This is a genomic window from Wolbachia endosymbiont (group B) of Erebia ligea (genome assembly GCF_947179575.1).
GTDB classification, from domain to species: domain Bacteria; phylum Pseudomonadota; class Alphaproteobacteria; order Rickettsiales; family Anaplasmataceae; genus Wolbachia; species Wolbachia pipientis_C.
On sequence record NZ_CAMXBW010000002.1, the window covers coordinates 545,328 to 571,219 of the forward strand.

Genomic DNA, 25,892 nt, shown 5'->3' on the forward strand with positions numbered 1-25,892 from the left:
TCTAATTTTTTATCAACTCATACATTTCATTACCAACTTCACAATAAGGTTCTGCAGTTGTATAAAAATAATCAAAGAAGAAATAATCCTTTAGTATTTCTGTGCTGCATCCAGAATTATAGTAAGTATCAAGCCTTCCTTTAAATATCAACAAGAGTATCTTCATACTTTTTCCAAATCACCCTCCCCCAAACTGGTCTACGATGTTTGATAGGTATGCATCTCGATCATTTAACCCTTTGCTCTTATATTTACCAAGCATACTTTTCATTTTAGAGTTAAGATCGAATGCTTTTATTTCAAGATCTGCACCTTTCTTCATATAATCTAAATCATTAGCTAATTTTGTATTGAAACTCTGTGTAAGCTTTGCAGCCAGCTCTCTTGCTTTTCGTCTTTATTAAAGCTAGTATCAAACCAACCTCAGTCACATTTGCAACAATCACATGCTTTACACCATATTCATTTAGAACCAAATGCATACATATTTCACTAACCGCTTTATTTCAATACTTTTTCTGCTTTAACATTGTTATAAGCAGTGGCACCCATAATATTATTTCCTCGATTATAATGAAAAATAAAATCTCCTTTACCTACGTCTGGATGATGTTTAATTACTGCGTTTAGCTGATTAACTAAACGAAATTTATTGAGGAAATAAGAAAAAATAGGGTTAAGAATTTCAGATGCTGTTGCATATAAAATCGCATAGTTATGATCTTGCTGTTCATAGTATCGATCAAAAAATGAGCATCTCTATGATGACTTAAATTCTTCTAAACCTAAATACTTTGCTACATATTCAACAACAGTAAGGCCATTGCTAAAAATCCTCCTTAATAAAAAGGGGCATTAAGTTTCACATTTCTTACAAAGGATAAGTTATTAAAATTTCAATAATTACACCATTATCAGATAAACTATCACCCAGAACACAAAAATTTTTACACTTTGAATTAGAGTTATTATTTTTATTTGCCATAACATTCAATATCTAATCATACTGCTCTATAAAGCCTATAAAAAAAGAAAAATAGGGTAAAATTATAGAACTTTGGCTGAATTTACCTATTTTTTGAGCAGCCCTTCTGCCTTAAAAGAAACCTCTAAGTTTTTTAGCACGGCTTGGATGTTTCAACTTACGTAGTGCTTTTGCCTCTATTTGCCTAATTCTTTCACGTGTAACATTAAAAATTTTTCCTACTTCTTCTAAGGTATGCTCCTTTCCATCTTTACCAAGGCCAAAGCGCATCCTTAGAATTCTTTCTTCTTTTGGTGTTAAAGTTGCAAGAACATTGGTCGTAATGCCACGCAAGTCGGCAAGTATTGCAGCATCCTCTGGTTTAGAAACTCGCTTATCTTCTATACAATCACCGAAGGTACTACTATCATCCTTTCCTGTTGGAGCTTCAAGACTTACCGGATCTCTTGCTATCTTCATAACTTTGCGTATTCTTTCTAGCGGCATTGCCAATTCTATACTCAATTCCTCTAATGTAGGCTCTCTACCCATTTCATGAGTCATCTTTCTTAATGCTTTGTTGATTTTACTGATAATTTCCACCATATGTACTGGTATTCTAACTACTTTAGACTGTTCAGGTATTGCCCTAGTGATTGATTGTTTTACCCACCAAGTACCATAAGTCGAAAATTTATACCCACGTTTGTAATCAAACTTATCCACAGCCTTCATAAGACCAATATTACCTTCTTGTATCAAATCAAGCAGATCAAGGCCTCTTTTTGAATACTTTTTAGCAATCGAAACCACTAGCCTTAAATTAGCCTTAATCATTTCTTGCTTTGCTTGAGAGACTTCTTGTTCATGTTTCTGTATTCTCTTGATTACCTTCTTAAACTCCTGAACTTTATCTCCTTGTACATAACTCTTAATATTGCTTAAGGCACTAGCTATATACTCATAGCTATCGTTTATAAACCTTAAGAATTTATTTTTTAATTCACCTGTAAAAAGAGATTGATTTTCATTAATCTTGAGAAAACTTATTTCACTAAACTCGTGCTCTAAAAGCACATCATCATAAACATTATAAAAACTTTCTCTATCAATATCGTACTTTCTAGCTTCAGTAATAAGATTAGCTTCTTCAAACGTGATTAGTCTATTTATTTCGTAAAGTTTTTGTGTAATTCTGGTAATAGCAGCATCACTAAACTGAATTTGTAATGCTACAGACCATATTTGATTATATAAATTTTCTAGCTCATTAGAGAAATCTTTAGAATTTTTTTTCAATACCAATGCTTCATTTGTTAAAGCAATGATCTCATCCAATGCCGTGATAACCTTTGGCAATAAATCACTTTCCATTTCAAGAACAGAAATATTTAAGTTAGCTGAACTTATGTCTTCACTCTCATTACCTTTTTCCTCATCATTAACACAATCTCTAACATCTTCAGCTTCACTTTCTTCTTTGTCTACCATATTGAAATCAGAGTTATAAATTGCATCCAGATTTATAATTTCTCTCAGTAAAAAAGTTCCACCACTTAAATCATCACGCCATGTTTTGATTATTTTGAATGCCACTGATGTTTCAATTATTGCACGTAACATGTTATGCTTTTCAGATTCAATTTTTTTTGCTATCTTAATTTCATCTGCTCGTGACAAAAGCTTTACAGAGCTCATATCTTGTAAATAAATCCTTACTGGATCATCATTTTGCACTAAAGTTGTAGTAGTATTCAACGATGTCTCATCATCATCAAGCTTATTACCACCATCATTAGAAGGAGCTTCTTCCTCATCTTCACTACTTTCGAGTATGTTAATTCCAGAGTCTTGCAATAAAGCTATAGTATCATCTATAAAATCAGGTGGAAAACTTTCATCTGACAACTTATCATTTATATCATCAAAAGTGATAAAACCGCCCTTTCTTATACTTTTGGTTACAAGATCTTTGATGATCTTTTTCCTATCTTCCGTACCATTAATAGTTGACATCATTACCTTTACAGTTTACAATTTTATTTCTTACTTATCAAATAAACTTACAATTAGCAAGCTTATAGTTTTATTCTTAATTTATAGTTACTTGCTACTTCATATAGTTTAAGATACTGTCAATTTATTCACACTCTTCTTAATCAACTAATCTCTCCATTCTTACTACTATGGACAATCCAACTGAAAATGTTGCAATTCCAACCACTATAGCAGTAAGCATTAAGACGTGAGGTATAGGATTGGTATATAAGTGAAAATTTGAAGTCAATATAGGAGGTGAAGAACTTTTTACATACCCTAAAGATATGTAAAACAATAAAACAGATGCTTGTAAGACACTTAATCCCATCATTTTTTTGATTAAGTTTTTATCATTTACAATGATATAGAAACCTAGCACCATTAATATAGTAATGCCTACATAATTATATAGAGTCATTGTTTTTTCTTGCGAGCAAAATTTATATATATGATTAACATGGAAGAAGAGACGGTAAGCAATACACCCAGCTCCACTAAGAAAATACCCAATTTTTGACCTGTTCTACTATCAGCTGACAATATACTATAGGATAAAAAATTTTGGCCAAATAAAACTGTTATAATACCAGCTCCTCCATAGGTTAAAATACCTAGTACGTTAGTAAATTTGATAATAGAGTAAGGTATTGCTTTTAAAGTTGTAGGTATATCAAATAACATAGAATATAATATTATCCCAGAAGCAATAATTATTCCCGCCTGAAAACCTCCACCTGGAGTATAGTCACCATGAAACTGTATGTATAAACCAAACAAAATGATAAAAGGTATCATCAAAAATGTTACTGCACTTAATACCGGATCTTTAATCACTTTCTTTCTCTTCTAATATTAACATTATACAAAGTGCAGCAGTAAAAACTACTATAGTTTCTCCAAATGTGTCATAGCCACGAAAGCTTGCTAAAACAGCTGTCACTATATTAGGAATACCAATAGCTTTTTCAGTATTTTCTACATAATAAGGAGCAACGTGCAAGTGAACTGGAGCATTATGACTGCCAAAATCTGGTAATTGAATCATAAAGTATGATAAACATGCAGTCAAAAATAACATAAAAAAAAGTGTTGTGGGGCTATGAGATAAATTTGCTTTGTAATTCTTTACCAAAGAGAGTGCTGCAAACGTAAAGACTGTGCTCAATCCTGCACCAACAGAAGCTTCAGTAATTGCAACATCTGGCGCATTCATAATCAAGTACATAAGTGCAATAAGTGAACTAAATACACACATTAGAACAGCACTTACAACCAAATGTTTCGAAAGAACTATAAAAACTGTAACCGTGAGTAACAGCAAAAGTAATATTAGATTCAGTATTTCTAGCATCTTAACCTTCTTTAATAGTCTTTACTTTTATAATAAGTACGCGCTAAAATATAACTGTTAGTTGAATTGGCTATCCATATTATAAAAATCAATAATATAACTTTAATAGTATTGATTGAAAATTCATTTTGCCAAGCAAAACCAATCAACAACAACATTGCTCCACTAGAATCTGCAATACCTGCAGCATGTAGTCTAGTATAGAAATCAGGAAATACTACTACTCCTACGCTTGAAATGACTATTAAACAAACACCTAAAAATATGAGAATGGATGCTACCATAAATTATCAAAACAACATTAATCTCATTAGCGCTATAGTTGATATAAAGCTGATGCTAGCATATAGCAATGCTATATCAATTAAAAAAAAATCATTCAGAATAATAGATATTGCTGTTATGAGTAAAACTACTTGTGTTGATAAATTATTGAATGCTACAATCTTATTGTATACATCACTTGACCTAAATACTATACAACATAACATTACACCCATACAGAACAAAAGCGCATAGATAGCAATACTAATCATTTATAAGCTATTTAACCTCTGCAGATTTCTAAATCGGTACTTCTTCACCACTATCTTGATCATCCATTTCATCATCGTGGCTTTCTTGACTTACATCCAGACTTGTGTTAAGTTGATGATCAGAAAAATTTAACAAATTTGCTAGCTTACTTGGACTATTAATATAAGTATTATCTGTGTTTCCTTTCATGTGCTCCTTGCACCTTTTCACCAAAAGGTTAAACAACTCATGGGTATTCACCTTCTTTTCTGCTATTTCATATAAAGAAACTATCGTATCCTTATGATCTTTAAACTTAACCATTTCAACGGGATCGCTTGCCCCTGTACTCAAATCATGCGTTCTTTGACTTGCTAGAAGAACCAATTTAAAACGGTTGTGTACCTGTTCTACACACTTTTCTACAATAGACTCAACCATAAAACACTACCTTGATAAGCTTTATACTATATCACAAAAAATAAGATGTCAACTTCGGATCTATTGAGATCCAATTCTACATTCTACTTTTTCTTCTTTAGCTTTTACTGATTGATTTTCTGTTATTGTAATTGTTATTTCATGATCAAGCTTTTTCAAAAAACCTAACAGTCTCTCTAAAGAAAAACCACTTATCTTACCACTTTTAATTTGTGACACCTTTGGTTGATCAATACCAAGTTTCTCAGCCGCACAAGCTTGAGTCCAAGTATTTTTTCCTATAATTTTACTTATTATGCCAAGCAATTTTTTTTTTATTGCTTCACTATCCAGATTGTTTAATGATATTGTTTCCATAATTTTTACTCTCACATACCAACTAGCTTTATTAAATATTATATCATAATATTTAACATACCAATATATTAATAGTATATAACTTGTCAATAACTATCTGATACTCAAAATTTTAAATTGACTATAATTTTTATCAAAATACTAGTAATTTCAAACTATTATTTTGTAAAAAACTTACTATTAAAGAGAATAAGTTGAAATTGCAAAGTTTAAAATACAGAAATAATCATTTTACAAACTCGTTTTAGAGACTGTATATGATCTCAAGAAAGGAATAAAGCAGGAGATAGAGTATGTAAATTATGAAAACAGAGCAAGATGAGTAGGAGAAAAACTGAGTAGAGTTCTGTAGAAAGAAACAAAATCAAGAAGATTTAGGATGTATTTTACATAGTGTTACAGGTCCTAAAAAGTGGCTTCAGTGAATCAACAATGTTTTCAAAATGGCAAGATTATTTTAATAAATGAAGTAAAAAACATAGCGGAAGTAAAGAAAGTGTTTTGAAACATATATAAAAAAGTAGTTGCAAAGAAACAAATAAAAGGATGTAACTGTAGAGATCTTTGCCGTATTGTCAAAAGGTAAGTCTCTAATACTCTTATAGAAAAGTGTAGACAATTGTGATAAGCAAAATTCAATACTATAGTATTTTCTAAAATGGATGATAAAGTTCCATTATGGTATTACCAACCAAAAGCTGTAAGTCTGTATATTTATACATGAGAGGTCTGAGGCGGCTTTTGATGGTATGCCAACAGTATTCTATAGGATTCAAATCTGGTGAATATGTTGGAAGATACAGCAAATGACAGCCAAAAGACTCTATTAATGATTTTGTTTTAGTGGTCTTATGAAATGTAGCATTATCCATAACTATAGTTGTGCCAAGTGGCAATTTAGGTAATAACATCTTCTCCAACCATGTATTGAATACCTCTTTGTCACACCCACCTTTGAAAGTCATTGGTGCAATAAATCTCTTTCCAATCCACCCGGCTACTATACTGATTCTCTCTCGAGTTCTCCCTGGAATATCTGCATAAATTTTCTTTCCTCTTGGAGCGCGTCCATATTCTCGGTATAACTTATTATCAACTCCTGCTTCATCTATATATAAGATGCTGGAATGGTCTATTTTTGAGATTTTATCAATAAATTGCTCCCTATCTTCTTGATTGCGCTCTTGATATAGTGTGACTTTTTTTTAAAGTAATTTTTAGCTGTTTTAGTCTATACCAAATTGAGTTTATTCCAAATCCAAGATTTTGTTTCATCTCTGCCAGAGTATGATCTGGATTCTTTGTAACATATTCTTCGAGTATTTTGGGGTCTATTTTTCGAATAAAGCTACCGTTTTTAGATGGCTTGAGGCTTTCACCAGCAGCTTTCTTTTTTAACCAACGGTACAGAGTTGCTATTCCTATCTCCATAAGCTCTGCTACCTCAACCTTTGTCTTACCTTTTTCTATCATCAATACTGCCTTTTCCCTTAAATCCACACTATATGCCATTATAACTCAAATACTTTATTATACCTTTATCATTTACTTTAGGAAATACTATAGCTTACAAATCGTCTTCTTGCTTCCACCGCTTTGCTTCTAAAAAGATTATGAATAGACCCTTAATATCCGAAATTTATACCTCTATATTTATTTTAATATAGGGATTCATTTCAATTTTTAAAGTTTCTATTTAATGAGAATGCTATATCATATTCGTAATTTAATTTAAATATCTGTTGCTTCTGAAATACTATTTGGTTAGTAAATAAAATCATGTCTAATACAGAAAAAATGAAAAAGGATGTTGCTGTAATTATGGGAAGCGAGTCGGATTATGGCACTATGGTGCATGCTATTAACCTATTAAAAGAATTAGAAATTTCACATGATGTATTTATAATATCCGCACACAGAACACCAGAGAGACTCTTTAATTTTACTAAGTCTGCTCAAGAAAAAGGCTTTAAGGTTATTATAGCTGGTGCAGGAGGAGCGGCTCATTTACCTGGTATGACTGCATCGCTTACTTATTTACCTGTTATCGGTATTCCTGTGCATAGCAAACAATTAAATGGGCTAGATAGTCTATTATCTATAGTGCAGATGCCAAAAGGTGTTCCAGTTTCAACAATGTCTATAGGAGAGAGTGGAGCATGCAATGCCGCTATTACTGCTGCATCTATATTGTCGATTTCTAATAGTGAAATTGCAGATAGATTAAAAAAATGGAGAGAGGAGCAAACTCAAGCAGTAAAAGAAAAACCAACATTATAATGGCAATAGTTCTTTTAGATACAAAAACCATAAATCGTATAGCAGCAGGAGAGGTAATAGAAAGGCCTGCAAGTGTGGTAAAGGAATTAGTGGAAAATGCAATAGATGCCAGAAGCTCAGAGATAGAAATTAAGATAGAAAGTGGTGGGCGTAACCTCATTACTGTAATCGATGATGGTAGCGGAGTAAAAAAGGATGATTTAGAACTTGCGTTTATGCGCCATGCTACTTCAAAATTGAGTGACAGTGAATTGATAGAGATCAAGCATCTTGGCTTTAGAGGAGAAGCTTTGCCTTCAATTGCAGCAGTAAGCAGAATAAAATTATCATCTAAGGCAAGCAAAGCAGATCAAGCATGGTCTATAAGGTATGAGGGGGGAGAAAAAATAGGAGAGCTTGTTCCTTATCCTTTATCGATAGGAACATATATTGAAGTACGAGATTTATTTTTTGCCACACCAAATAGACTAAAATTTCTCAAAACCGAAAGGGCAGAAACACAAAGCATTGTTGATATTGTAAACAACTTAGCAATGATCAATTATGGAATTGAGTTTACTCTTATCTCCGATAATAAGAAACTTCTTAAGTATGCTAAGCAGACCTCATTATTTAGCAGGCTATGCGAAGTAGAAGAAGAATTTCATGAAAACTCTTTGCAAATTAGTGAAGAAGAAGATGGAATTAGACTTACAGGATACATCTGTAAACCTACTGTCAATCGTAGCAATTCAACTCAGATCTATACATTTGTTAATGGTAGACCAATTAAAGATAATCTACTTATTGGTGCAATTCGTTATGCGTATCACGACCTTATTCCAAGCAATAGATATCCTTTTGCAGCGCTGCACTTAGAGATACCGTATGATCAAGTTGATGTAAATGTGCATCCAAATAAATCAGAGGTAAGGTTTCAGAACAAGAGGCTAATATATGAAATAGTGAGAAGAGGGCTAATAAAAGTGCTATCAAAGAGAATAGATCTTGCAGAAACTGTATTGGCCCAGAATGGAACAACAACGAATCATCTATCATCAGATCCTTTTAGTAGGTCTAGTCTTAAAAATGAATTTTATGGAAGAAGGTCGGATCCTTTTGAAAACCAGTTAATGAGAGAATTTACTTCTCCAAATATAGAGACAAAAAGCTTATCAGAACATTCAAAATCGTTTGATTATACTGGTATGCAAAAATCTCCTCCGCGAGCGGAAACTACAATTTTGGAAAGGAAACAAACCGATCTAATAAGGGACTATCCACTTGGGTTTGCACACTGTCAAATCTACAATACTTATATTATTGCCGAGGTAAGAGACAAACTAATTATAGTAGATCAGCATGCAGCCCATGAAAGACTAGTATACGAGTGCTTAAAGGAGAAATCAAGTATAAAAAGACAAAAACTTCTTTTGCCTGAAATGGTTGAAATCAAAAATCAAGCTGGAATGGAGATGATTAAAACTTATAAAGATAAACTTTTTGAGATGGGTTTTGAGATTGAAATTAAATCAGAAAATAAGATCATAGTAAAAGAAGTTCCTGCAATCTTAGGAACAGTAGACACAAAGAGAATGCTCATTGATATAGTGGATAGACTAACAGAAATAGAAGATATATTACCTATAGAGGATAAGGTGAATAAAATACTAGCCACAATTGCTTGTTATGGATCAATAAGAGCAGGCAGAAAGATGAAATTGGAGGAGATGAATGAATTATTGAGGCAAATGGAAAAGACACCTTATTCTGGACAATGTAATCACGGAAGGCCAACCTATATAGAAATGAAATTAAGCGATATTGAAAAGTTATTTGAGCGAAGGTGAGAAGTTATCACAAATATGTATAGATTATACAACCCTAGTTTCGTCATCTCAAAACTCAGATACACAATTGTTTGAACATTGCAATTTGCAGGTAATTTGCATAGTAGATAATGTCATTCCATCACTTGACAATGATTTATTACGCAGCTACTTGATTAAAATTAAGTTTCCTAAATCCCAGGCATTGTCTTTTATGTTAATAATTAATATACAACTAAAGATACTTATCAAAAACGACAATAAAGAGTTTAAAAAAAGCCAGAAAATTCTATAGAATCAACCGTACTATATAGAGAAAAGAAAGTGTATGATAATATTCTTCGTTTCAATTTGCAAACAAAATAGTTTTGCATTTTTCGATAAGATTAAGTAATATCAGCGTATTAGTTATACAATTAATAATTTTTATGGATGAGCGTAATCCTTGGAATCTTGGAAAGAAACCGTCAGATCCAAGTAATGAAGATATTTTAAGTAAAGCTGTGTCTGATATAAGATGCTTTTTTAATGGCTTAACCAGAAATAGAGGGAAAAAACCTTATTTCATCATTTTCATTGTTTTGTTGTTTTATTTTTGTACTGGTTTCTATATTGTCCATCCGAGTGAGGAAGGTATAGAACTTACTTTTGGCAAATATTCCAATACAGAAACATCTGGTTTGCGTTATCACTTTCCCTACCCTATTGGTAAGGTTTTTAAAGTGAATGTTAAAGAAGTAAATCGTGAAGAAATTGGGATAAGCAGCTCTTATGGGCGAGATACAGATCGTGGTGAAGGAGTGATGCTTACCGGAGATGAGAATATAGTCAACGTTAACTTTGAGGTCCAGTGGCGAGTTAGAGATGCCAAAGATTATTTATTCAAAGTGCGGGATTATAAACCTGGTTTCAGCGTTAAAAATGCTGCTGAAAGTGCTATGAGAGAAATAATAGGTAAAAATACGATCTCTTTTGCACTCGAAGGTCAAGGTAGGGCTGAAATCTCCAGAGATACTAGAATTTTATTGCAACAGATTCTTGATGGATATCAAATGGGTATAGAAATTTTATCTGTTCAAATGAAAAAAATTGACCCACCAGAAAAAGTGATTAGCTCATTTAGGGATGTACAAAGTGCTCGTGCAGATAAGGAGCGTACTATAAACGAAGCATATGCTTACAGTAATGATATTATACCTCGTGCAAAAGGTGAGGCAATAAAGATAAAGTTAGATGCAGAAGCATATGAGAACGAAATAATAAATGAAGCGAAAGGTAATGCAAATCGCTTTTTATCTCTTTATGAAGAATATAGACAAAATCCTTCTCTTGTTAAGAATCGTATTTATCTTGAAACTATGGAAAATATTTTCAGCAAGGTAGATAAGTTTGTTATAACAGACGATCTGAAAGGTATGTTCTCTTATTTACCTCTTACAAATTTAGGGAAATAGTCATGAGTAGTAATATTAAAATTGTTTTTGCTTTTATATTTGTTGTATTATTGATTGCCTTATCTAATTCAATCTTCGTTGTTCAAGAAACAAAACAAGCGATAGTTATACAACTTGGTAAAGTCGTAAAAGATGTTAGGGACAGTGGTTTATATTTTAAGCTACCATTTATAAATAACGTAGAATTTCTTGATAAGAGAATTTTAGATCTAAGTCCTGATAAAACTCCAAGGGAAGTGATAACTGCAGATCAAAAGCGTATTATAGTAGATGCTTATGCAAAATATAAAATAATAGATCCTATCACTTTTTATCAAACTGTGAAAAATGAATCAGGGCTAGTTAGAAGATTATATCCTGTCATAGAAGCTCACATAAGGGAGAATATAGGAAGATTTTCATTAATTAGTTTATTGAATGAAAAGAGATCAGAAGTTATGCAATTAATTCAACGTGGAGTTTATTCTGAAGCTGGAAAATTTGGCATAGAAATAATAGATGTAAGAATTAAGAGAGCAGATCTACCAGAAGAAAATAGTTCTGCAATATTTCGCCGCATGCAAACTGAAAGGGAAAAGGAAGCAAAAGAAATTAGAGCAGAAGGAGAACAAGCTGGACAAGAAATTAGATCAAAAGCTGATAAATTAAAAAGGGGAATTGTCTCTAGTGCAGTAAAAGAATCACATGAAATAAGAGGCCGTGGTTATGCTGAAGCAACTAGAATCTATAATGAGGCATTTAAGGCTGATGAAGAGTTCTTTAACTTTTATCGCTCTATGAAAGCTTACAATAAATCATTTGCTGAGGGTAATACTAAATTTGTGCTTTCACCAAATAATAATTTCTTAGATATTTTGAACAAGGGATGGAAATAGTTTATGAAAAGTAAAGCATTTATTTTATCTATATTTGCATATTTTTTAATTTCATTTTCTTCATATGCTAATCTGTTTGCAAAAACAGTTGCAGATCCTGTATGTAGTTGTAATAAAGGGCTTGCTGATATAGTGGAAGAACTTATTCCCGCAGTTGTAAATATTTCAAGTGAGCAAATAGTTAAGCAAGAAAATAACAGTAGAACTAAAATTCCCTTTACGCCAAGAAATAATTTCTTTGATGACTTTAGAGAATTTTTCGAGCATTTTGATCAATTTTTTGATAGAGCTCCTAGCATTAATAGAGAAGTGACGTTACTTGGGTCTGGATTTATTATAGATAAAAGTGGAACCATAGTAACCAACTATCACGTTATTAAAAATGCCCAAGATATTACAGTTACTATGAACGATAATACTTATTTCAAAGCAGAAGTTTTAGGCTATGATGCAAAAACTGATCTTGCTGTGCTTAAGATTAATTCTGATAAAGATCTTCCTTTTGTTGAATTTGGTAATTCTGATAAAGCAAGAGTTGGTGATAAAGTTATTGCAATAGGCAACCCTTTTGGTTTGGGTGGCTCTGTAAGTACAGGAATTGTGTCTGCAAGATCTAGAGACATTAGTATTGGTACTATGAATGAATTTATTCAAACTGATGCTGCAATTAATAGAGGTAACTCAGGGGGACCACTATTTCATCTAAATGGAAAAGTTATAGGCATTAATACTGCTATTTATTCCCCATCTGAGTCTGGCGGTAACGTGGGTATAGGCTTTGCTATACCATCTAATCTAGCTATTTCAATTATTGACACATTAAAAAGTGGTAAAAAAATAAAACATGGTTGGCTTGGCGTGCAAGTTCAGCCTATAACAAAAGAATTTGCTGAATCCTTGGGTTTAAAAGATATCAAAGGTGCATTAGTTGCAAGCGTAGTAAAGGGCAGTCCTGCAGAGAAAGGAGGAATCAAAGTAGGTGATATACTATTAGAGTTTGACAGCAAAAAAATTGATAGAATGACGCAATTACCTCATATGGTTTCACGAACTGAGCCCGGAAAGAAAGTACAGGTTAAGTTACTTAGAAAAGGTAAAGAAATCAATATCAAGGTTGCAATCGAGGAATCTACAAATGATGATTCAGGTAATAATCAAGAAGAAAATAAATCAACATCTAGTTATATAAGTGGTTTAACCGTTTCAAATTTGCCAAAAGAACTAAAAAATAATGCACCCACAAAGGGTGTAGTAGTTACTAGTGTAGATAGTAGTAGTAATTCTACACTACGTGTTATTAAGAAAGGTGATATAATTATTCAACTAGATGGAATCGATATTGAAAATACTAATGATTTTCAAAAACAAATTGATTCAGCAGTAAAGAAAGACGGCAAAGATTCAGTAATGTTGCTTATTTACCGCAACGGCAATCAATTTTTTACCTCAATCAAATTGAAGAAGTAGCTATTTATCTAGCTGGTCATGAAAAAATTGCTTGACAAATTTAACTAGCTTCTTTATCCTGAGGGTAAGGGTGTTTCTATAGATTAATAGAATTTATTCCTATACTGAAAACGTTTCCAACGAGATTATGGAAGAACTAGAACGACATCATCTATCAGATGAAAGAGCTGTAGTAGTAAGAAATTGGATAATATAAAGCATTTTTATGCTCAGTTGTAAAAAAATAACTTTCTTTCACAAATTACTTTATAAGTAAATTAGTATAAAGCATAATCATATTTACTTATCATCATTATTAATCAATAATTAATACCCATAAATTAACTATATCTAATCGCAAAGGGAGGTGGAGATGCGTTTTAAGCTAGAAAAGGAAGATATTCCACAAAACGATTGTAATAATAGAACTGGTCGTAGGATACCTGCACAAATAAGATTAAATAACAAAACAACATTTAGCCTGCCTAGTGTATCTTACATTATCATCGACAACAATATTGGCCTGAGTTTTCAAATTTGGGATTTGAAGCATGACGTGGCAAGTATACTAAACGACTTATCTGAATGGCCACAATTAAAGCTAGAAAGGGTAGGAAATGATTACAAATTCGCTTTAGTTACTACCTCTGATCAACCTTATTATTATTACTATGATGGCAAAAATACTATCATAGCTACTATTGATCGTATACCTCATGTTTACACAAATGGTTTACATGTTAACGCATATAATCGTGAAAGCTGTAGTATTTATTATGAACTGCTAGAAAACAGGAAGGTTTTAATAGATCCAAAAGACATAATTATAGTATTTTCTAAAATGGATGATAAAGTTCCATTATGGTATTACCAACCAAAAGCTGTAAGTCTGTATATTTATACATGAGAGGTCTGAGGCGGCTTTTGATGGTATGCCAACAGTATTCTATAGGATTCAAATCTGGTGAATATGTTGGAAGATACAGCAAATGACAGCCAAAAGACTCTATTAATGATTTTGTTTTAGTGGTCTTATGAAATGTAGCATTATCCATAACTATAGTTGTGCCAAGTGGCAATTTAGGTAATAACATCTTCTCCAACCATGTATTGAATACCTCTTTGTCACACCCACCTTTGAAAGTCATTGGTGCAATAAATCTCTTTCCAATCCACCCGGCTACTATACTGATTCTCTCTCGAGTTCTCCCTGGAATATCTGCATAAATTTTCTTTCCTCTTGGAGCGCGTCCATATTCTCGGTATAACTTATTATCAACTCCTGCTTCATCTATATATAAGATGCTGGAATGGTCTATTTTTGAGATTTTATCAATAAATTGCTCCCTATCTTCTTGATTGCGCTCTTGATATAGTGTGACTTTTTTTTAAAGTAATTTTTAGCTGTTTTAGTCTATACCAAATTGAGTTTATTCCAAATCCAAGATTTTGTTTCATCTCTGCCAGAGTATGATCTGGATTCTTTGTAACATATTCTTCGAGTATTTTGGGGTCTATTTTTCGAATAAAGCTACCGTTTTTAGATGGCTTGAGGCTTTCACCAGCAGCTTTCTTTTTTAACCAACGGTACAGAGTTGCTATTCCTATCTCCATAAGCTCTGCTACCTCAACCTTTGTCTTACCTTTTTCTATCATCAATACTGCCTTTTCCCTTAAATCCACACTATATGCCATTATAACTCAAATACTTTATTATACCTTTATCATTTACTTTAGGAAATACTATAGTAGCGAAAATGTCAGTCTTATTTTGGAAGATCTTAAAAGTTCACCTGATAAAAGACTCAAAATAAAAATAGGAGACTATTTGTTTAAAGAATCAAGAAATATATACAAATCATATAGTAGCGCTCAGGTATATGATTCAATTGGTAGAAAAGTTGGCATATTGAATGATATCCTTTCAGCATTTACTCGTATAAGCAATACATTCCAGTTATTCCCTTTTCATGAAATGGAGAGCTTGAAAGCACAAGATACCTATTTCGCAGTAAAAAAGTTAGGCAATAGTTATGTTGGTTGCATATCGTATGAAAATAGCACATGCAAAAATTTTTATAATTTTAACCCTAATTCTTTTGGGTATGAGCACGACAATAGACCAGGTCCATATCCTTATTATTATAACTTAGAAAATTTTGATAACTTTTTGGAGGTTGATGTGAATATTCAAGAACATATAAATTTAGAAACAGAAATTGAACTTTTAAAATGCAGAATAGACAGATTAGAACGTACTGGTGTACAAGGTCCTAAAGGTGAGCCAGGTGAAAGGGGACAAAAAGGTGATAGAGGCTTCGATGGAGCGCCTGGTCCTCAAGGTAACAAGGGGGATACTGGATCGTCAGGTGCGCATGGATCAAAAGGCGATCAAGGACCTAAAGGAGAAAAAGGGAATCAAGGCACTAATGGAATAACTCCAAGTATTAATCAAGTTGTTACCGAATTTTCTTCTAACAGAGCCCATCTATATCCTTTAGCAGAAGCTATAATAGAAGAAGATCAGCGTAATTCCATGGGATTTTCAGAAAGAATAGCACATTTTTTTGGTGAGCGTGTAAAGCGAGAAGATTCTTTAAAAGCGTTAGTTAAGGGCATACAAGGTCCTCCAGGCCAAAAGGGCGAACCAGGTCGTAACGGTGAACGGGGGTTAAAGGGCGAACAAGGTTCCAAAGGTAATAAGGGTGACCGAGGTTTTCCTGGTCCAGAAGGTTCTAAAGGAAATACTGGCTCAAAAGGTGAGAAGGGAGATGCCTCAAGTGCTATAGAAATTGCAACTGAATTAGTTACCAGTAAAAAAGCTGAGCTAGGAGAAGCAGTTCTTAACGCAAATGGTATCAAAGGTGAAAATCTTGCAACTCAGATTGCCGGTAAAATTAATCTTAATTCGCAGGAACTTGTGAATAAAATTGATGTAGCAAAACTTACTGAAGGAGTAGTAAGTAAACTTTCTTTAGAGGAAGCAAAAAACATTATAAAAGATACTGTGAGTAAGATAACAAGCGATGCCACAAAGAAAAATAATCCCGATCCTATAGCCTTCCAAAAATATGAAAAATTTGCAGAAAAGCTTGCTAAACTACTTGTTGATAGAAGCAGTATGAGCGAGATAGAAGCTCACAATCTTATAAAAGGTAAGGTGAGCGATTGGGCACTTGCTAAGTATCTTCTGCTTCATAGTGATTTAAATAAGCAGCCAAAGGCTCTAGAAATCGTGAAGCAAGAAATAGACAAGGAAAAATTAGTTGAGTATTTGCTTGAGTATGCCAAATTAAAAGGCGATGTGAATGCAGCAAAAACAATAGTTGAAAATATTGTTCATCAGTTCTTTGACACTCAAAAAGTAGGTGAATTAGGAAGAGCAGTACTAGAAGCAAAAGATGATCAAGATAAAAAAGTGCTGGTAAATGATCCAGTCTTACGTGAAGGAATAGCAGAAGAGTTGAGACAAAATCCAGGAAAGATAAAAGGTCCCAAAGGAGATACTGGTTCTAAAGGTGATAAAGGAGATACTGGAACAGATGGATTGCCAGGTGCACAAGGTCCTAAGGGAGAGCCAGGCATAAAAGGAGAGCCAGGTATAAATGGAACAAAAGGAGATATTGGTCCTAAAGGCATAAAAGGTGAGCCGGGTATAGACGGATTAAAAGGAGATATTGGTCCTAAAGGCATAAAAGGTGAGCCAGGTATAAATGGAACAAAGGGAGATATTGGTCCTAAAGGATTAGACGGAGCCATGGGAATAAAAGGTGATAGGGGTGAGAAAGGAGCTCCAGGTGCAAATGGATTGCCAGGTTCCAAGGGAGAAGATGGAATAGGTGCTACATTAGCTGATCAGTTTTTACATGAGATAAGAAAAGCAAAAAATGAAACTCTGGATGCTAAAAAAGCAGCAGAGGCAGCTAAAAATGCTTCAGAAGGTTTTGCCAAACAAGCTAAAGATACGGAAGATAAGGTTAAAATACTACACAATCAAACAGTGAATCTTACAGGAGAAGCTGAAGATTCTGCTGATCGAGCACTGCAATCCGCAAACAACGCGGAAGCATTTCATGATAGCGTAAGAGATATGTTTTGTACAACAAATCCTGCATATCAAGTTTGTAGTGCACGCAGAAGAAGGAGGGAAACTAAAAAATCATCAGTGACAAGCGGAGCAAGCAGACCAACTTCATTTATATCTCAAGTAATAAATTTCTTTTACCCTGCGGTAGGACAGGACGAATATAAAGTAAAAAATGAAATAGAGAAGCTTAATCGAGTGACAAAAATAATAGATGCAGTAGATATTGTAAAAAAATTTGAAGAAGTATTAGGAGAAACAGCTGTGAAATGCGGCATTTCAAAGAAAAGTCTAAATTTTGATCCAGTGGAACTGCAGTCAACCATTATCAATAAGTCATTATCTAATGATGAAAATCATAATGAGTTGTTGAAGCTCTTATGTGTAGCTGCGAAAAAATCATTACCTGATTACAAACAAACTAGTAAATGTTTGGCTACTTTCAAAGATCATATGGAAAAAAGATTAAATGAGCAGTAAAGAGCTTTCGTTAATACTGAAAAAATAGTGGCAGATAATGAGCAGCCAAGGAGTTTTATGAGTTATGTCTCTCCTCCTAGTAGCCTAAGTGCCATTAATCAGCAAGTTGTTGGTTATTTAAGGTAATATCATGGAAAAACATATATTTAAAATAGAGGATAAAAATCCGCTCTATAAAAAATTGATTAAACTTCCTGCTGAATATTATATATTAAACAAAAATAGTAAGGTTATCCATTCACATATTGGTCCAATTAAAGTAGAGAATATTAATGGTTTAAAGTTAAAGAAGCAGGGAGATAAAATATCTTTATATGAAGGAAACTTACCCCTGCAGGCAGAAAGATCTGATGAAAGTGGAAACTCTATTAAAGAGGATCTTATTGTAGAACAAGAAGCTATAATAAGTACAAATAGAAACAATATTATAGAAAAGCTTGAATCAAAACCTATCTTGATTTCGCTTTACAACATAAAAGATAGTCCTGACTTTGGCCTCAAATTGTCTGGTAGAGATATAACTGGAGTACTCAATTTTATCAATTTTAACGATGAAAATGACCCAGTACTAGAAAAGATTAAAGAAGAAAAAAGTGGACTTTATTTTACAATAGAAGGTGATTATATCTATATATAAGATGAAGAAGGAAAATGTCTTCCAGTATGTGAAGATGGTAGTTGCTATAAGTATCAATACACAAAAAATGAACATGATATATTAGAAATTAGTGAGGTATCAACAATAATAAAAAACTTAACTAAGACTGAGCAGTGCAGTACACCAGCTAAGGCAGGGCAGGATTTTACTTTGCAGAAGGGAAAAGAATTATCGGATGATATCTATCAAGCAAATATCATGTTGAATGGTAAACTTGTAGCTACTTTACCAAAAATAGGTTACTGCATGCTTGATGACCAATTGGTCATACATAATCACATTACAGAAGAAGAGATAAAAATTCCTAGAGACTTTCATTATCTTAAAGTCGTTAAGTCTAGTAATAATGATGATTATAAATTAACGTTTTGTAATTTCTTAGGTAATGAGTTTTTTGAACATAAAAAATACGATTCTCAATACTCAAATATTCCAGATAAATATCAATATATAAGTTTAAACTGTATGAAAAAGGAATATAAGGGGAACGTTCAAAAAAGTGTGTCAAACCGAGAAGTAAAGTAATAAATTGATATAAAAAATGGAGGTTTGATATGAGTCAAGCAAATAGAACTAATGGGTTGGTAGATTATAAAGAATTAGAAACAAATATCCTGTCATCTATACGAGAAGGAAAACCATTGACAGGAAAAGATGGAGCATTAACACCGTTTATAAAAAGGTTGCTAGAGGCAAGTCTGGAAGGTGAAATAGAAAACCACATGTCAGCTAAAAGTGAAGAAAATAACCGAAGAAATGGGAGAAACGCAAAAACTTTACGCACGAGTGGAGGCTCATTTGAGCTGCTAACACCAAGAGATAGGGAGGGAAGTTTTGAACCACAAATAGTTAGAAAAAGGCAAACAAGCCTACATCCAGAACTTGAAGCAAAGGTATTAAGTACATACGCCAGTGGCATGGGATACAGAGACATAGCTTCACACGTTGAGGAAATATATGACCACAAAATATCAGCAGCAGAGATATCCAGTATTACTGATAAACTGCTACCAATAATCAATGAATGGCGCAGCCGTCCACTGCAATCAGTATATCCAATAGTGTTCATGGATGGCATGTTTTTTAAGGTTAAGGAGGATGGACATTGTGTAAGCAAGTGTATGTATAACATATTAGGCATAGATCAAAATGGCAGAAAAGAAGTATTAGGTTTTTATTTGGCTGAAAGTGAGGGAGCTAATTTCTGGTTGGGAGTGCTAAATGACCTCAAAGAAAGAGGAGTAGAAGATATTCTAATTGCCTGCATTGATGGGCTAAAAAGCTTTTCTACAGCTATAAATAGTATATTTCCTAAAGCAGAAGTACAACTATGTATAGTGCATCAGATAAGGAATTCACTGAAATATGTATCTAGCAAAGATGTAAAAGTTTTCATGAATGATTTGAAAAAAATATATCGTGCTTCAAGTAAAGAAATTGCCGAAAATTATTTGCTTGAACTGGAGGAAAAATGGGGCGAAAAGTATCCATTAGTCATAAAATCTTGGCAGAATAATTGGGAAAATTTGTCCAGTTATTTTAAGTATTCAGGTCCTGTTAGGAGGCTAATTTATACCACTAATCCTATTGAGGGACTGCACAGACAGATTAGAAAATTTACTAAAACCAAAGGCTCATTTACTAATACAAATGCCTTGTATAAACAGGTATATTGTGCTATAAAAAAAGTAGAGCAAAAATGGGCTATGGCTTTACCTAATTGGGCTTTAACTATATCTCAACTTGATATCTTTTTTCCTGATAGATTAAAAATTGAGTTGAATTAAAAATACGGTTTGACACACTTTTTTGAACGTTCCCGATATTGGTAATCAATCTATTAGAATTGAATCGCCTAATCAGGATAATTGTAGCTCTAAAACAATGAATCGTTGTATCCGTTCAGAGGTGTGGTTTAAGAAACAACAGCTAGCAGGTTTTGAAAAGGGTTTAATTCCTTTTGTTTCCAAGTCAGATACAACGAAATTATCCGCTCAAGAAATCTATTCCCTCGCTCTGACTGTGCAAAATATGAATTCTTACGATAGACAACATAATGCCGTATCTGTCGCTCAACATGGTTATTCGTTAATGGAATATTCTCTGGGTCATCCAAAAATGTCCACATCATTGACTCGGATTTTATAATACCCTTTACCGTTCGTGAAGCTCCTTTTGCTTCAAGTATATAAGATATTTTTATCATGCAGTACTGTATGTATCTTCGTAATTCTTTAGCTTGCTTAGTGAACTTTGAAATACTAATTTCATTTTCTGACAAAGCGTTTTTTAATACAAACAATCCATTAGCTGCGTCTTTTAAACAATGGCCAAGTCTCATTACTTCACTATTCCAACTATGAGATAACCTCTCGAAATTTCTCAATAAGTGAGCCCAACAAATTTGTCGTTTTTCATCACTGAAGTGGTTGTAAACTGCATATCTGTCAGTAATTACCAGGTTTTTGTAATCACAAAATGCACTATTCTTTAAAAATTTCATTCCTCTTGTATCTGCTAACTTCATAAGACTTGCTTTATTGTTGGCAAACATCCAGCACCATCCCAATTTGCCTTTGTTGTAGTGACTGGTTTCATCAATATGCAAAATTTCGCTTGCTTTTATTTCTTCCTCTATTTGTTCATAGGCTTCTTTACATTTTGACGAAACCCTTGCTTCACTATTGGACACACTACCAACACTTATACTCATGTTAAAGATGTCTTTCATAATATTCGCTATTTCTCGCTTTGAATTCTTATAAAACCCACTTAGTGATGCAACTACTGACTTAACTCTAGGACCAAAGGTATCCGGTGTAACTCCTTCTGGTAATTTGCTACTCCTTCTTTTTCCGCATTTACGACAGCGACCATGTTCTAATTGATACTCAACTACGTAAGGCTTAATTTCTGGTAAATCAACTTTTTGATAGACATATGGTTTTTCCGATATTGCGATTTCTTCACCACACTCGCATCTATTTGGTAACTCTACCTTCACCACTCATCTGCTTCCATTTTAGCTCGGCAATTCCCCTTATGTCCAACTTGACCACCTATCTTCCTGCCGCCCTCTGACTTATCTTCTGGTGTGTCTTTTTTTATTTTGTACAGCTCTTTTGAACTTGGTAAAGATGAATTCCTTGAGTTTAAGCCGAGTCTCTCTCTTAGTTCAGCATTCTCTATTTCTAAGATTTTATTTTTTTCTTCAATCTTTGCTACTTTCTGCTCTAAGTTTTTACATAACTCTACAATACTGATCAACAATTGAAGCATCTAGCCTTACTTTACTATCAACATTTTGTGTTATTACTACTTTAATATATTATGTCAATTGTTTTTTATCCTTGCCACACCTCTGAACGGATACGAATCGTTAGCTTAACTATTTAACGATTCACCATCTGCGGCAAGTACTGATTCGTGTATAATTTCCGAAATAGTTGGATGAGGAAAAATCGTAGATTTTATGTCGCAGTCTGTTCCCTCTAGTTGCTTTGCAAGAGCGAAATTGCTAATTAACTCTGTTACTTCCGCTCCTATCATGTGAGCTCCAAGAAGTTCGCCTGTTTTTTTGTCTATAATTGTTTTCACTAAACCTTCAGTTTCACTTAGTGCAATAGATGTACCATTAAAGTTGGAGTGAAATTTTCCTACTTTTATATCGTATCCACTTTTTATTGCCTGTTCCTCAGTAAGGCCAACGCTTGCTACTTGCGGATGAGAGTAAGTGCAATTTGGTATGCACTCTTTTTTTAACTTATGAGCATTTTTACCAGCAATTTTCTCAACACAGATTACAGCTTCATGACTTGCTTTATGCGCTAAACATGGGGGACCAGCTACATCACCTATTGCATACACACTTGATTCACTTGTTTCATACCACTCATTCGTTTCAATGAAACCAGAAGGACTCAACTTAATTTTTGTATTTTCTAAACCTATATTTTCAGTGTTTGCTTGAACGCCAACTGCAACAATTACTCTATCGAATTCTTTGTTATCACCACTACTTAGCTGCACTTGAACAGAGTCTTTATTTTTAGTGAAAGTTTTTATACTATTGCTCGTATATATTTTTATTCCTTGTTTTGTAAATATCTCTTGTACTAAATTTGAAATGTCTTTATCTTCCAGCGGCAAAATAGTGTCTTTTACTTCTATAATTGTTACATCAACCCCTAAAGTACTATAAAAACTTGCAAATTCTATTCCTATCGCACCAGAACCTATGATTAGTAGCGATTTTGGTAACTTCTTTGGAGTCATAGCGTGCTGCGCATTCCATATTAAATCTCCATCCGCCTCTACTCCAGGTAGATTTCGCGCTCTAACACCTGTTGCTAAAATGATATGATTGGAAGAAATTTCCTCCTCCTTTTTGTCATTAAGAATTTTTACAGTACGATTACCTGCAAGTTTACCAAAGCCTTGATGAACTTTGATGTTATTTTTTTTCATCAAATATGCAACACCGCTTGACAATTTATCAACAACGTTTCTTGAGTATTTCACTATTGATTGTATATCAAAACTTGCATCCTTTACTTTTATGCCAAATTCTTCTGATCTTGTTATTAACCTATAAATTTCAGATGCTCTAAGTAGCGATTTTGTTGGTATACACCCCCAATTTAAGCATATACCACCCAAATTTTCTTCCTTTTCAACAATTGCAGTTTTAAATCCAAACTGCGCCGCTCTAATTGCTGCTATATAACCACCAGGACCGCTGCCTATAACTGTAATATCATACTCATTCATCAGCTTTCTTCGTATTCAAAAAGATTATATATAACAGATGGAACCCGTATAATCAATGCTCAGGTGCATAGAAGCGGCTTGACAAACCTTCCCACTTTTCTTCTTATATCAATAAGAGTATTTATCCTTATTTTTAATCTCCGCGGGTTTAACAACAAAACTCAGATATTTATTGGCAGATTACATAAAAATTATAGCGGCTGCATGTTTTTTAAATTTTTTCTACTTCAGCCAAAACACGCTTGTTATCACATTATCAATTTACATTATTAAAACTCGCTATATAGGGATTCTTTTGCCTTTTTTTACTTAGTAAATTTATTAATATCTATAGCTAAAGCTTCAGGCCAGTACTTGATGCTGGAATCCAGAAACCTTTACTACAAATAAGCATATTGAGCACAAAATTATTCTAAAACACAACGTTTTTGGTGAGATTATGGACAAACTTAATCCCAGTATCTGGGCACTAGGATGACAAGAAATAGGTTGCTTGAATAACAACGAAAGGTTATTTGGGTGATAGCCGCACTTCCAGTTTCAGCTACTCGGATGACAAGAAAGAGGGCACTGGCATGCTGAACCATAATGTTCGTACAGCTGTGCAAGAATCAGTGGGTATGACTTGCTAAATTTTTAAATTACGGACAGCACCAAGTAACGCACAAGTACAGCGTCTATACCAGTTACTGTTGTACCTTATTTCTTTCTCCACAATACATTTTACCTGATAAGAATAGAGCTACTATAAGATAAATAAGATTCCATGTTGCTAACGAAACACCAAAAATATAATGAGGTCTGTCACAAGACGGAGAGTAGTTAGGGTTTAATAGATTATTTCTTAGCTCTTCTATGCTAACGTTACCACTTGCTTGCTCTGTACAGCCTAAAACATCATGAAATAAGTGGAGTTCAAGACCTACATGATAAAAAGATATTATTGCACCAATGAGATAGCTGCAAAACATCGCATAGATTAGGATTTTGTTGTCTTTGAACATATACGCAACTGCAAGTAGCCCTGTAACATAGTAAACTACTCGCTCGTATATACATAACTTACACGGTATCATATTGAAAAAATACTCTAGCACATATGCAAAAATTAAAGCGACAGCGCTTGATAAGAGAAAAATTATAGAACTGTTATTTACATCTGACATAGTTAATGAATTACTACAATATCTGTGAAGAGTCAACTCTTGTTTGACAACGTTTCATGTAACGATAGAACACTAAGTACTATGTTACTACTTTTACACCTCTATACATATGCTCGCCGTTGTATATTGGTTCAGTAATCAGCCCTTTCATATCAGTTGCAACTCTAGTATCACTATCTATTTTTGCAATTTCTTCTTTGGTATACAATTCATCCTTGTTTTTCGTCCAGCTATTGTCATATTGAACATCAACTTCTCCTCCATTGGTTTTAAACCCAAATGTTTCTTGCATAAGCAATCTTGCTTCTTCCAAACGTCTATTGTAACGTTTGTTAGAATCTTGATAGCTAGATATAAGAAGAACGTCATTAGAAAGAGTGAAATATACTATCTCTTCCATAATTTTGTAAATCTCATGTTCTGATAACTTAAACAAAGGATAATCTTTTTGAAACTTATTCTTTACTTCATTGTAAATTTCCATAATTTTTACTCTACCAGCATCGCTTAGAACAATGATAGCATTTTCAATACTTGCTATACCATCATAGTCATAACCTTTTCTGTCATTTTCAGCAACCAAAAAGCCATGCACAGCCTGAATCTCACCAACTTTCTTATCTTCTTTAGGTAAGATATCAAAATCAAAATAGATCATAGGAGACTTCAGTGCTAACAACATAAATATACGCATAGTGTCTATCTCAACACCAAAAGATAATCTTTTACTTTCTGGAATAGAGTATAGATCTTTGAAATATTGAGATACATTGTATAAAGGACATTTAGATAGTTCTGTTTTCTTATTTGGTTGTAAGTGAAAGCTGAATTCATACTCTCCTAAATCCAGCTCATTAAAATCTATAAGTTCTATATTTTTGTTTGGGTTAAATTTTCTGTTTGATATTTTATTCTCCAACTCTTTGCGTTGCTCAGGAGTAAAACCAGATCCATTTATTACTAATTTCACTACACGCGTATCTTCCCTTTTTGCCCAATTGCTCAATCTTTCCAAATATTTTTCTGGAATCGGGTATCCATATCTTTTTGGAAGCCACTGAAATACTAAAGGTGTATCAACTGTGAAAGTATGTGGAGATCCAGGCCTTAAATCTTGTCCTTTATAATTCATAGCAAAAGTACTAAATAAGTTAATACTTTACTATATAATATTAATTTATCAACTACTTATTTAAGTAATA

27 protein-coding genes and 1 pseudogene are annotated in these 25,892 nt (G+C 33.3%); 11 read left to right on the top strand and 17 right to left on the bottom strand.

What is annotated here, in order from left to right; genetic code table 11:
• Positions 1-178 precede the first annotated feature (178 nt).
• The 11 genes from OM962_RS03195 to OM962_RS03245 all read right to left on the bottom strand — a co-directional run bounded on the left by OM962_RS03195 (position 179) and on the right by OM962_RS03245 (position 7,181).
• The gene (locus OM962_RS03195) at positions 179-322 is read right to left on the bottom strand and encodes a hypothetical protein (protein ID WP_029237693.1); all 144 of its coding nucleotides are present in this window, start codon (positions 320-322) and stop codon (positions 179-181) included.
• A 774-nt stretch (positions 323-1,096) separates the two neighbouring features.
• Entirely contained in the window at positions 1,097-2,980 is a 1,884-nt protein-coding gene (gene rpoD / locus OM962_RS03200) for an RNA polymerase sigma factor RpoD (protein ID WP_264330788.1), read from the bottom strand.
• A 139-nt stretch (positions 2,981-3,119) separates the two neighbouring features.
• Complete coding sequence (locus OM962_RS03205; RefSeq protein WP_264330789.1) at positions 3,120-3,422, bottom strand: cation:proton antiporter subunit C; 303 nt, start codon at positions 3,420-3,422, stop codon at positions 3,120-3,122.
• Entirely contained in the window at positions 3,419-3,838 is a 420-nt protein-coding gene (locus OM962_RS03210) for a Na(+)/H(+) antiporter subunit B (protein WP_010404274.1), read from the bottom strand. Before OM962_RS03210 ends, OM962_RS03205 begins: the two co-directional genes overlap by 4 nt.
• Complete coding sequence (locus OM962_RS03215) at positions 3,831-4,355, bottom strand: DUF4040 domain-containing protein (RefSeq protein ID WP_010404272.1); 525 nt, start codon at positions 4,353-4,355, stop codon at positions 3,831-3,833. Before OM962_RS03215 ends, OM962_RS03210 begins: the two co-directional genes overlap by 8 nt.
• Positions 4,356-4,366: 11 nt before the next feature.
• Positions 4,367-4,639, bottom strand: a complete 273-nt coding sequence (gene mnhG, locus OM962_RS03220; protein ID WP_012481981.1) for a monovalent cation/H(+) antiporter subunit G — start codon at positions 4,637-4,639, stop codon at positions 4,367-4,369.
• 6 nt (positions 4,640-4,645) lie between these two features.
• Positions 4,646-4,891 carry a monovalent cation/H+ antiporter complex subunit F gene (locus OM962_RS03225; RefSeq protein WP_319606743.1) on the bottom strand — a complete coding sequence of 82 codons (246 nt, stop codon included), beginning with the start codon at positions 4,889-4,891 and terminating at the stop codon, positions 4,646-4,648.
• Positions 4,892-4,919: 28 nt separating this feature from the next.
• Complete coding sequence (gene rpoZ / locus OM962_RS03230) at positions 4,920-5,312, bottom strand: DNA-directed RNA polymerase subunit omega (RefSeq protein WP_264330790.1); 393 nt, start codon at positions 5,310-5,312, stop codon at positions 4,920-4,922.
• Positions 5,313-5,372: 60 nt separating this feature from the next.
• Positions 5,373-5,669: a helix-turn-helix domain-containing protein gene (locus OM962_RS03235; RefSeq protein ID WP_211907726.1), complete on the bottom strand. Its 297-nt coding sequence runs from the start codon at positions 5,667-5,669 to the stop codon at positions 5,373-5,375.
• A 653-nt stretch (positions 5,670-6,322) separates the two neighbouring features.
• Positions 6,323-6,823: an IS630 family transposase gene (locus OM962_RS03240; protein WP_319606738.1), complete on the bottom strand. Its 501-nt coding sequence runs from the start codon at positions 6,821-6,823 to the stop codon at positions 6,323-6,325.
• Positions 6,824-6,833: 10 nt separating this feature from the next.
• Positions 6,834-7,181: an IS630 transposase-related protein gene (locus OM962_RS03245; protein ID WP_213864026.1), complete on the bottom strand. Its 348-nt coding sequence runs from the start codon at positions 7,179-7,181 to the stop codon at positions 6,834-6,836.
• Positions 7,182-7,448: 267 nt separating this feature from the next.
• Between OM962_RS03245 and purE the strand changes: the two genes are divergently transcribed.
• From purE to OM962_RS03280, 7 genes are all read left to right on the top strand, one after another.
• The gene (purE, locus tag OM962_RS03250) at positions 7,449-7,949 is read left to right on the top strand and encodes a 5-(carboxyamino)imidazole ribonucleotide mutase (RefSeq protein WP_264330791.1); all 501 of its coding nucleotides are present in this window, start codon (positions 7,449-7,451) and stop codon (positions 7,947-7,949) included.
• Entirely contained in the window at positions 7,949-9,778 is a 1,830-nt protein-coding gene (gene mutL, locus OM962_RS03255; RefSeq protein WP_264330792.1) for a DNA mismatch repair endonuclease MutL, read from the top strand. The genes purE and mutL overlap by 1 nt, the downstream gene beginning before the upstream one ends.
• Positions 9,753-10,052: a hypothetical protein gene (locus OM962_RS03260; protein ID WP_264330793.1), complete on the top strand. Its 300-nt coding sequence runs from the start codon at positions 9,753-9,755 to the stop codon at positions 10,050-10,052. The genes mutL and OM962_RS03260 overlap by 26 nt, the downstream gene beginning before the upstream one ends.
• Before the next feature lie 133 nt (positions 10,053-10,185).
• Positions 10,186-11,211 (top strand): FtsH protease activity modulator HflK, encoded by a 1,026-nt coding sequence (gene hflK, locus OM962_RS03265; protein ID WP_264330794.1) that lies wholly within the window; start codon positions 10,186-10,188, stop codon positions 11,209-11,211.
• Positions 11,212-11,213: 2 nt separating this feature from the next.
• A complete protein-coding gene (gene hflC / locus OM962_RS03270) occupies positions 11,214-12,086 on the top strand; it encodes a protease modulator HflC (RefSeq protein WP_264330795.1) in 873 nt (290 codons plus the stop codon).
• 3 nt (positions 12,087-12,089) lie between these two features.
• Positions 12,090-13,553 carry a DegQ family serine endoprotease gene (locus OM962_RS03275; protein ID WP_264330796.1) on the top strand — a complete coding sequence of 488 codons (1,464 nt, stop codon included), beginning with the start codon at positions 12,090-12,092 and terminating at the stop codon, positions 13,551-13,553.
• Positions 13,554-13,905: 352 nt separating this feature from the next.
• Entirely contained in the window at positions 13,906-14,439 is a 534-nt protein-coding gene (locus OM962_RS03280) for a hypothetical protein (protein ID WP_264330797.1), read from the top strand.
• Here the strand turns inward: OM962_RS03280 and OM962_RS03285 are convergent.
• Positions 14,369-14,869 carry an IS630 family transposase gene (locus OM962_RS03285; RefSeq protein ID WP_319606738.1) on the bottom strand — a complete coding sequence of 167 codons (501 nt, stop codon included), beginning with the start codon at positions 14,867-14,869 and terminating at the stop codon, positions 14,369-14,371. The two genes, OM962_RS03280 and OM962_RS03285, sit on opposite strands and share 71 nt — an antisense overlap.
• Before the next feature lie 10 nt (positions 14,870-14,879).
• On the bottom strand, positions 14,880-15,227 hold the full coding sequence (locus tag OM962_RS03290) for an IS630 transposase-related protein (protein WP_213864026.1): 348 nt from the start codon (positions 15,225-15,227) through the stop codon (positions 14,880-14,882).
• A 76-nt stretch (positions 15,228-15,303) separates the two neighbouring features.
• On the opposite strand from OM962_RS03290, the gene OM962_RS03295 reads away from it, so the two are divergent.
• The 4 genes from OM962_RS03295 to OM962_RS03310 all read left to right on the top strand — a co-directional run bounded on the left by OM962_RS03295 (position 15,304) and on the right by OM962_RS03310 (position 20,541).
• Entirely contained in the window at positions 15,304-18,096 is a 2,793-nt protein-coding gene (locus tag OM962_RS03295; protein WP_264330798.1) for a collagen-like protein, read from the top strand.
• A 130-nt stretch (positions 18,097-18,226) separates the two neighbouring features.
• A complete protein-coding gene (locus tag OM962_RS03300) occupies positions 18,227-18,733 on the top strand; it encodes a hypothetical protein (RefSeq protein ID WP_264330799.1) in 507 nt (168 codons plus the stop codon).
• 171 nt (positions 18,734-18,904) lie between these two features.
• A complete protein-coding gene (locus OM962_RS03305) occupies positions 18,905-19,279 on the top strand; it encodes a hypothetical protein (protein WP_264330800.1) in 375 nt (124 codons plus the stop codon).
• A gap of 29 nt (positions 19,280-19,308) precedes the next feature.
• Positions 19,309-20,541, top strand: coding sequence for an IS256 family transposase (locus OM962_RS03310; protein ID WP_264330447.1), 1,233 nt, complete (start codon positions 19,309-19,311; stop codon positions 20,539-20,541).
• 128 nt (positions 20,542-20,669) lie between these two features.
• Here the strand turns inward: OM962_RS03310 and tnpC are convergent.
• The 4 genes and pseudogenes from tnpC to OM962_RS03330 form a co-directional block, all read right to left on the bottom strand.
• Positions 20,670-22,021: pseudogene (gene tnpC / locus OM962_RS03315) on the bottom strand (IS66 family transposase).
• A gap of 117 nt (positions 22,022-22,138) precedes the next feature.
• Positions 22,139-23,524 carry a dihydrolipoyl dehydrogenase gene (gene lpdA / locus OM962_RS03320; protein ID WP_264330801.1) on the bottom strand — a complete coding sequence of 462 codons (1,386 nt, stop codon included), beginning with the start codon at positions 23,522-23,524 and terminating at the stop codon, positions 22,139-22,141.
• A 686-nt stretch (positions 23,525-24,210) separates the two neighbouring features.
• Positions 24,211-24,690: a disulfide bond formation protein B gene (locus OM962_RS03325; RefSeq protein ID WP_064085878.1), complete on the bottom strand. Its 480-nt coding sequence runs from the start codon at positions 24,688-24,690 to the stop codon at positions 24,211-24,213.
• 79 nt (positions 24,691-24,769) lie between these two features.
• Entirely contained in the window at positions 24,770-25,822 is a 1,053-nt protein-coding gene (locus tag OM962_RS03330) for a hypothetical protein (protein WP_264330802.1), read from the bottom strand.
• Positions 25,823-25,892: the final 70 nt, after the last annotated feature.

Excerpts from the sequence above, each read along its gene's own strand:
- OM962_RS03195 (WP_029237693.1), bottom strand. The coding sequence starts at position 322 with ATGAAGAAAGGTGCAGATCTTGAAATAAAAGCATTCGATCTTAACTCT.
- rpoD (WP_264330788.1), bottom strand. The coding sequence starts at position 2,980 with ATGTCAACTATTAATGGTACGGAAGATAGGAAAAAGATCATCAAAGAT.
- OM962_RS03205 (WP_264330789.1), bottom strand. The coding sequence starts at position 3,422 with ATGACTCTATATAATTATGTAGGCATTACTATATTAATGGTGCTAGGT.
- OM962_RS03215 (WP_010404272.1), bottom strand. The coding sequence starts at position 4,355 with ATGCTAGAAATACTGAATCTAATATTACTTTTGCTGTTACTCACGGTT.
- mnhG (WP_012481981.1), bottom strand. The coding sequence starts at position 4,639 with ATGGTAGCATCCATTCTCATATTTTTAGGTGTTTGTTTAATAGTCATT.
- OM962_RS03225 (WP_319606743.1), bottom strand. The coding sequence starts at position 4,891 with ATGATTAGTATTGCTATCTATGCGCTTTTGTTCTGTATGGGTGTAATG.
- rpoZ (WP_264330790.1), bottom strand. The coding sequence starts at position 5,312 with ATGGTTGAGTCTATTGTAGAAAAGTGTGTAGAACAGGTACACAACCGT.
- OM962_RS03235 (WP_211907726.1), bottom strand. The coding sequence starts at position 5,669 with ATGGAAACAATATCATTAAACAATCTGGATAGTGAAGCAATAAAAAAA.
- OM962_RS03245 (WP_213864026.1), bottom strand. The coding sequence starts at position 7,181 with ATGGCATATAGTGTGGATTTAAGGGAAAAGGCAGTATTGATGATAGAA.
- purE (WP_264330791.1), top strand. The coding sequence starts at position 7,449 with ATGTCTAATACAGAAAAAATGAAAAAGGATGTTGCTGTAATTATGGGA.
- mutL (WP_264330792.1), top strand. The coding sequence starts at position 7,949 with ATGGCAATAGTTCTTTTAGATACAAAAACCATAAATCGTATAGCAGCA.
- hflK (WP_264330794.1), top strand. The coding sequence starts at position 10,186 with ATGGATGAGCGTAATCCTTGGAATCTTGGAAAGAAACCGTCAGATCCA.
- hflC (WP_264330795.1), top strand. The coding sequence starts at position 11,214 with ATGAGTAGTAATATTAAAATTGTTTTTGCTTTTATATTTGTTGTATTA.
- OM962_RS03275 (WP_264330796.1), top strand. The coding sequence starts at position 12,090 with ATGAAAAGTAAAGCATTTATTTTATCTATATTTGCATATTTTTTAATT.
- OM962_RS03280 (WP_264330797.1), top strand. The coding sequence starts at position 13,906 with ATGCGTTTTAAGCTAGAAAAGGAAGATATTCCACAAAACGATTGTAAT.
- OM962_RS03290 (WP_213864026.1), bottom strand. The coding sequence starts at position 15,227 with ATGGCATATAGTGTGGATTTAAGGGAAAAGGCAGTATTGATGATAGAA.
- OM962_RS03300 (WP_264330799.1), top strand. The coding sequence starts at position 18,227 with ATGGAAAAACATATATTTAAAATAGAGGATAAAAATCCGCTCTATAAA.
- OM962_RS03310 (WP_264330447.1), top strand. The coding sequence starts at position 19,309 with ATGAGTCAAGCAAATAGAACTAATGGGTTGGTAGATTATAAAGAATTA.
- lpdA (WP_264330801.1), bottom strand. The coding sequence starts at position 23,524 with ATGAATGAGTATGATATTACAGTTATAGGCAGCGGTCCTGGTGGTTAT.
- OM962_RS03325 (WP_064085878.1), bottom strand. The coding sequence starts at position 24,690 with ATGTCAGATGTAAATAACAGTTCTATAATTTTTCTCTTATCAAGCGCT.
- OM962_RS03330 (WP_264330802.1), bottom strand. The coding sequence starts at position 25,822 with ATGAATTATAAAGGACAAGATTTAAGGCCTGGATCTCCACATACTTTC.